The sequence below is a fragment of the Stenotrophomonas sp. 2YAF22 genome, from assembly GCF_052114665.1.
Lineage (GTDB): Bacteria > Pseudomonadota > Gammaproteobacteria > Xanthomonadales > Xanthomonadaceae > Stenotrophomonas > Stenotrophomonas indicatrix.
On the sequence record NZ_JBFRFE010000294.1, the window covers coordinates 1 to 5,144 of the forward strand.

Below are 5,144 nucleotides of genomic sequence, written 5' to 3' on the forward strand. Positions count from 1 at the left end.
AGGCTGCTGCGCGCCGTGATGCCGAGCAGAAGCAGCAGCAGGCCGCTGCGCAGCAGGCCAATGCCGCCCGCCAGGCCGCGACCGCCGCTGCACCAAGCCTGCGCCCGGTGAGCACGCCAGCCCCGCGTTACCCGGCCGAAGCACTGCGTTCGGGTACCTCCGGCGAAGTCCTGGTGGAGATCACCGTCGGCACCGACGGCTCGGTGACCAATGCGCGCGTACTGCGCGCCACGCCATCGCGTGTCTTCGATCGCGAAGCCCTCAACGCGGTCAAGCGCTGGCGCTTCGAGCCGGTCACGGCGCCTGTCACCACCCGCCGCACGCTGGTGTTCGCACCGGGCGGCTGATCGCAGAAAAGGGACGGAGGGGATTAAGTCGCTTCTGCCTGTAATGACGCACAAGGCCCGGCATGTCCGGGCCTTGTGCGTTTCAGGCTGCGCTGTCGATCAGCCGTTGCAGTGCTGGATCACGTGCGCTCAGCACCTGGAACAGGCCCAGCGCGTGCAGCCCGGGCAGCAGGCTGCGCAGATCGGCTTCGGCGGTGGCACGGGTGGCATCGTCACTGGCTGGGGCCTGCCAGTCGCGGACGCTGGCGAGGAAGGCACCGACACTGCCCTTGCGGACGGTGAGACCGTTCACCTGCACGTCGTTCTGGTGATCGGGAAGGATGTCCTGCGGTTGCATGGCGTGCTCCTGGGAGGTGGGCGCCCAGTGTCGACGCTCGCCATCGACCGTTCTGCCGTATAACTGCCAAAGGATATGGCAGAACAGACATTCCAGACACCAATGATCGACCCTGCGTTGGCTGAGGCCAACGGCGGGCCGGCCCTGCTCGGCACGCAGCTGGCGATGCCGGGTTCACGGCGCACCGCCCGCCACCAGCACGCGCGCGGGCAACTGCTGGGCGCCCACACCGGCCTGTTGCGGATCGAGGTGGGCGACACTCACTGGCTGCTTCCGGCCGGGCACGTGGCGTGGCTTCCGCCGCAGCACCCGCATGCGCTTTCCAGCATCGGCAGCTTCGATGGCTGGAGCCTGTACTTCAGCAAGGAGGCCTGCGCGGGCCTGCCCACCGCACCGCGCATCTTCCAGCCCAGCGACCTGCTGCAGGTGGCAGTGCCGCGGGCGCTGCACTGGTCCGGGCAGGCGTTGGATGCGGGGCAACAGCGCTTGGCCGGGGTGATCGCCGATGAGATCGCTGCAGGCACGCCGTTGCCACTTGCGCTGCAGCAACCCGGTGACCGCCGCCTGCGCCGCATCGCCGCCGCCCTGGCACGAGCGCCACATGACACCCGTACCGTCGAAGACTGGGCAGCCGCCAGCGGCCTGTCCAGTCGCAGCCTCGCCCGCCGCTGGCAGGCCGAAACGAACATGACCCTGACCCGCTGGCGGCAGCGCCTGCGCGTGCTGCTGGCGCTGCCGCGATTGCTGGCCGGTGAATCCGTCACCACGGTGGCGCTGTCATTGGGCTACGACACGCCCAGCGCCTTCATCGCGGTATTCAAGCGCGAGATGGGAGTGACGCCGGCGCGGTATGCAGACGGAAACGCTTCACAGCGCTGAAATGCACGAGGCCCGGCATGACCGGGCCTCGTGCCACATCCGCCGGGCATCGCCCGGCGCTACCGGTTCCACTCAGCCGGAAATCGCCAGCCGCTCGTTGTGGTAGCGGCGCACGGCGGCGAACCACAGCACGGCGGCCAGCGCCAGGCTGGCACCGAGGTAGACCGCCCAGATGGTCGGGCTGATGTCCTCGTGGCGGATCACCTTCAGCAGCATCTGGTTCTGCGACAGGAACGGCACCGCGTACTGCCACAGCTCGCTCTTCACCGGGTAAGCCATCAACGCGTAGCCGGGCAGCATCGGCAGCAGCACCAGCCAGGTCATGTGGCTCTGCGCTTCCTTCATGCTCTTGGCGGCGGCCGAGAGGAAGGTCAGCAACGAGGTGCCGATCAGCAGCATCGGCACCATCACCAGCAGCATCTGCAGCATCGAGCCGATGTTCATGTTGAGCTGCCGGCCGACGTTGCCGGGCGCGATCTGCGCGCTGGCCTTGAATGCGATCAAGGTCAGCAGCAACGAGGCGAAGCCGACCACGCAGGCGGCGGCGATCTTGCCGCTGACGATGGCGCTGCGCGACCCCGGGGTCGCCAGCAACGGCTCCAGCGATTGCCGCTCGCGCTCACCGGCGGTGGCATCCATCACCAGGTAGGCGCCGCCGATGAACGAGGTCAGCGTCAGCAGCACCGGCAGCAGCATCGACAGCATCATGCCGCGCTTGGCCTCGGCACTGGCCATGTCCTGGGTGGCCACATCCAGCGGTCGTGCAACCTGTGCGTCGACGCCACGCGCCATCAGCCGCAGCGCACCAACCTGGCCGTTGTAGGTTGCCAGGGCCGCCTGCAGCCGCGCACTGGGCACTTCGGCGGCACGACGGGTGCTGTCACGGATCACTTCCACCAGCGCAGGCTTGCCATCGGCCCAGTCCTTGCCGAACTCAGGGCTGATGCGCAGGGCCACGTCGATCTCCTGCGAGCGGATCGCTTCGGCCAGATCCTTCGGTGCCGGCGCGGCGTTCAATCCCTGCGCCGCCAGGAAGCGCACCAGGTTCGGCGCATTCTCCGCACCGATGGTCGGAATCTGCAGCGGCTGTTCGATCTGGATCCGCACGCGGCTTTCCGCCAGCTTGCCCATGCCCAGGATCAGCAGCGGGTACAGCACGGGGCCGAACAGCAGGGTCAGCAGCAGTGTGCGGCGGTCACGCGAGAGGTCGCGCAGTTCCTTGCGCATCACCGTCATCAGGGTCGACATCATGCTCATGCGTGCAGGCCCTCTTCGCTGCCGATCAGTTTCACGAACGCATCTTCCAGGTTGGGCTCGCCGGACTGCGCGCGCAGTTCATCGGCACTGCCGGCGGCCATCACCGTACCCTTGGCGATGATCACGATGTGGTCACACAGCGCACCGACCTCCTGCATGATGTGGCTGGACAGGATCACGCAGCGCCCTTCCTCGCGCAGGCCCAGCAGGAAGCGGCGCAGCGCGCGGGTGGTCATCACGTCCAGGCCGTTGGTGGGTTCATCAAGGATCACGTTGCGCGGGTCGTGCACCAGCGCGCGGGCAATGGCGGTCTTGGTGCGCTGGCCCTGCGAGAAGCCATCGGTCTGCCGATCGAGGATGTCGGCCATGTCCAGCGCATGCGACAGCACTTCGATACGTTCGCGGATGCGCGACGCGGACAGGCCATGCAGCTCGCCGAAGTAGGCGATGTTCTCGCGTGCGGTCAGCCGCTTGTAGACGCCACGTGCATCCGGCAGCACGCCGAGGTGGCGACGCACTTCCACCGGATCGCGGGCTGCGTCGATGCCATCGACGGTGATGCTGCCTTCATCGGGCGTCATCAGCGTGTACAGCATGCGCATGGTGGTGGTCTTGCCAGCGCCGTTCGGTCCAAGCAGGCCGGTGATGCGGCCATCCTCGGCGCGGAAGCCGACATCGGCCACCGCCTGGATGCGACCGGTGCGGGTATTGAAGGCCTTGTGCAGGTTGTCGGCGACGATCATGGGGCCCATCCGTTGAACGAGGTGAACGCCGGCACGTAGCTCAGCGTGTCCAGGCAGCTGGCATCCAGCGCCTTGGCATCGGTGGTGTCGATGAACTGGCCGAGCAGGCGTGGCATGCAGCCGGCGGTGAGGGTGCCGTGGCCTTGGCCGCGGGCAACCAGCGCGCGTCCCTTCGGCAGGCCCTTGAGCACCTGCTCGGCGTAACGCGGCGGCGTCACCGGGTCCAGTTCGCCGGACAGCAGCAGCACTGGCAGGTCGCTGTGCAGCGGCACTGCCGCAGCCGCCGCAGCCGGTTGGTGCGGCCACACCGGACAGGCGGCGAAGAACGCGCGCGCCACTTCCGGGCCGACCAGGCTGTCGCTGCTTTCGACCGGCGCCTGGTAGCGCGGAGCATCTTCGCTGCAGATCACCGACCACTGCATGCCACGGTTGATCTGGAAATCCATGCTGCGGGTCGCACCGCGCGCCAGCGACGCCAGTGGTGCATAACGACCCTGTGCCGCTTCATCCAGCACCAGCGGCAACAGCGAGGAGTACTGCGGTACGTAGGAGAAGGCGAACGCCAGGCCGACCACGCTGTCCGGGGTCAGCACATCCTGCCGCGGTGCATTGGTGCCGGGGTCGCGGTAGTCGACCGTGACCGGCGCGCGGCGCAGGGTTTCCACCACGCTGCGCAACTGCGCACGGGTGTCGACCGGAAAGCGCTTGCTGCAGACAGCGTCCTTGCGGCACTGCTCGGACTGCAGGGTGATCGCGTTGTCGAAGGTCGTGGCGAAATCGCCGCCGACCACCAGCTCGTTCGGTACCACGCCATCGATCACGATGCTGCGGGTGTGCTGCGGGTACGCGGCCGCGTAGCGCTGGGCAACGCGGGTGCCGTACGAGCCACCGACCAGGTTCAGCGTGTTGGCGCCCAGCGCCTGGCGTACCGCGTCCAGATCGGCGATGGCTTCGGCGGTGGTATAGAAGCGCGGGTCGGCACGGCCCTTCAGCGACGCGGCGCAGCGCTCCGCGTACTCGCGCAGCAGCGCCTCGCTGGGCGCAGCGTCTTCATCCATCGGCAGCTCCTTGCCGTCCGCGCCCAGGCAGCTGAGCGGATTGGAGCCGCCGGTGCCGCGCTGGTCGATCAGGAAAATGTCGCGCTGCTTGCGCACCTGGCGCAGTGCCGTATCGACGATGACGGCCACCTCGCTGGCCGCCTGGCCAGGTCCGCCGGCCAGGAAGAACACCGGGTCCGGCAGGCCCGAACCGCTGTTGCCCGACTCCAGCCAGGCCACGCGCAGATCGATCCTGCGGCCATCCGGCCTGCTCCGGTCTTCGAGCACCTGGAACGTCGCGCACTGCGCCTCGACGTTGGCATTGGCGCCTTCGGTGGCCAGCGTGCAGGGGCGGAAATCGATCTGGCCGTAGCGGCGGCTGGGTGTATCGCCCGCGCCGTCGGACCCTGCCTGCGGCGGTGCACTGCAGCCGGCAATCAGCATGCTGGCCAGCAACCCGGCCCGCGCGAAATGGTGTCTTTGCATCGTGCGTGATTCCCCTGGGGATGTTCCTGTCCACCACGACGGTGTGCCGCGGCAGATG

The 5,144-nt window shown here is 68.1% G+C and carries 6 protein-coding genes; 2 read left to right on the forward strand and 4 right to left on the reverse strand.

The features are described 5' to 3' along the window. Positions 1-347, forward strand: a 347-nt coding sequence (locus AB4Y84_RS12660) for an energy transducer TonB (protein ID WP_442250223.1), incomplete at its 5' end; no start/stop codon positions are given. Between the two features lie 82 nt (positions 348-429). Here AB4Y84_RS12660 and AB4Y84_RS12665 read toward each other — a convergent pair. After that, positions 430-684, reverse strand: coding sequence for a hypothetical protein (locus AB4Y84_RS12665; RefSeq protein ID WP_312109056.1), 255 nt, complete (start codon positions 682-684; stop codon positions 430-432). A 75-nt stretch (positions 685-759) separates the two neighbouring features. On the opposite strand from AB4Y84_RS12665, the gene AB4Y84_RS12670 reads away from it, so the two are divergent. Further along, complete coding sequence (locus AB4Y84_RS12670; RefSeq protein ID WP_363733803.1) at positions 760-1,563, forward strand: AraC family transcriptional regulator; 804 nt, start codon at positions 760-762, stop codon at positions 1,561-1,563. Positions 1,564-1,635: 72 nt separating this feature from the next. Here the strand turns inward: AB4Y84_RS12670 and AB4Y84_RS12675 are convergent, their stop codons facing one another. Genes AB4Y84_RS12675 through AB4Y84_RS12685 form a run of 3 tightly spaced genes read right to left on the reverse strand, consistent with a single transcriptional unit; the run spans position 1,636 to position 5,086 of the window. Then, complete coding sequence (locus tag AB4Y84_RS12675) at positions 1,636-2,820, reverse strand: ABC transporter permease (protein ID WP_312786362.1); 1,185 nt, start codon at positions 2,818-2,820, stop codon at positions 1,636-1,638. Further along, on the reverse strand, positions 2,817-3,563 hold the full coding sequence (locus AB4Y84_RS12680; RefSeq protein WP_025877565.1) for an ABC transporter ATP-binding protein: 747 nt from the start codon (positions 3,561-3,563) through the stop codon (positions 2,817-2,819). Before AB4Y84_RS12680 ends, AB4Y84_RS12675 begins: the two co-directional genes overlap by 4 nt. Beyond that, the gene (locus tag AB4Y84_RS12685) at positions 3,560-5,086 is read right to left on the reverse strand and encodes an alpha/beta hydrolase (protein ID WP_442244140.1); all 1,527 of its coding nucleotides are present in this window, start codon (positions 5,084-5,086) and stop codon (positions 3,560-3,562) included. The genes AB4Y84_RS12680 and AB4Y84_RS12685 overlap by 4 nt, the downstream gene beginning before the upstream one ends. Between the last annotated feature and the right edge of the window lie 58 nt (positions 5,087-5,144).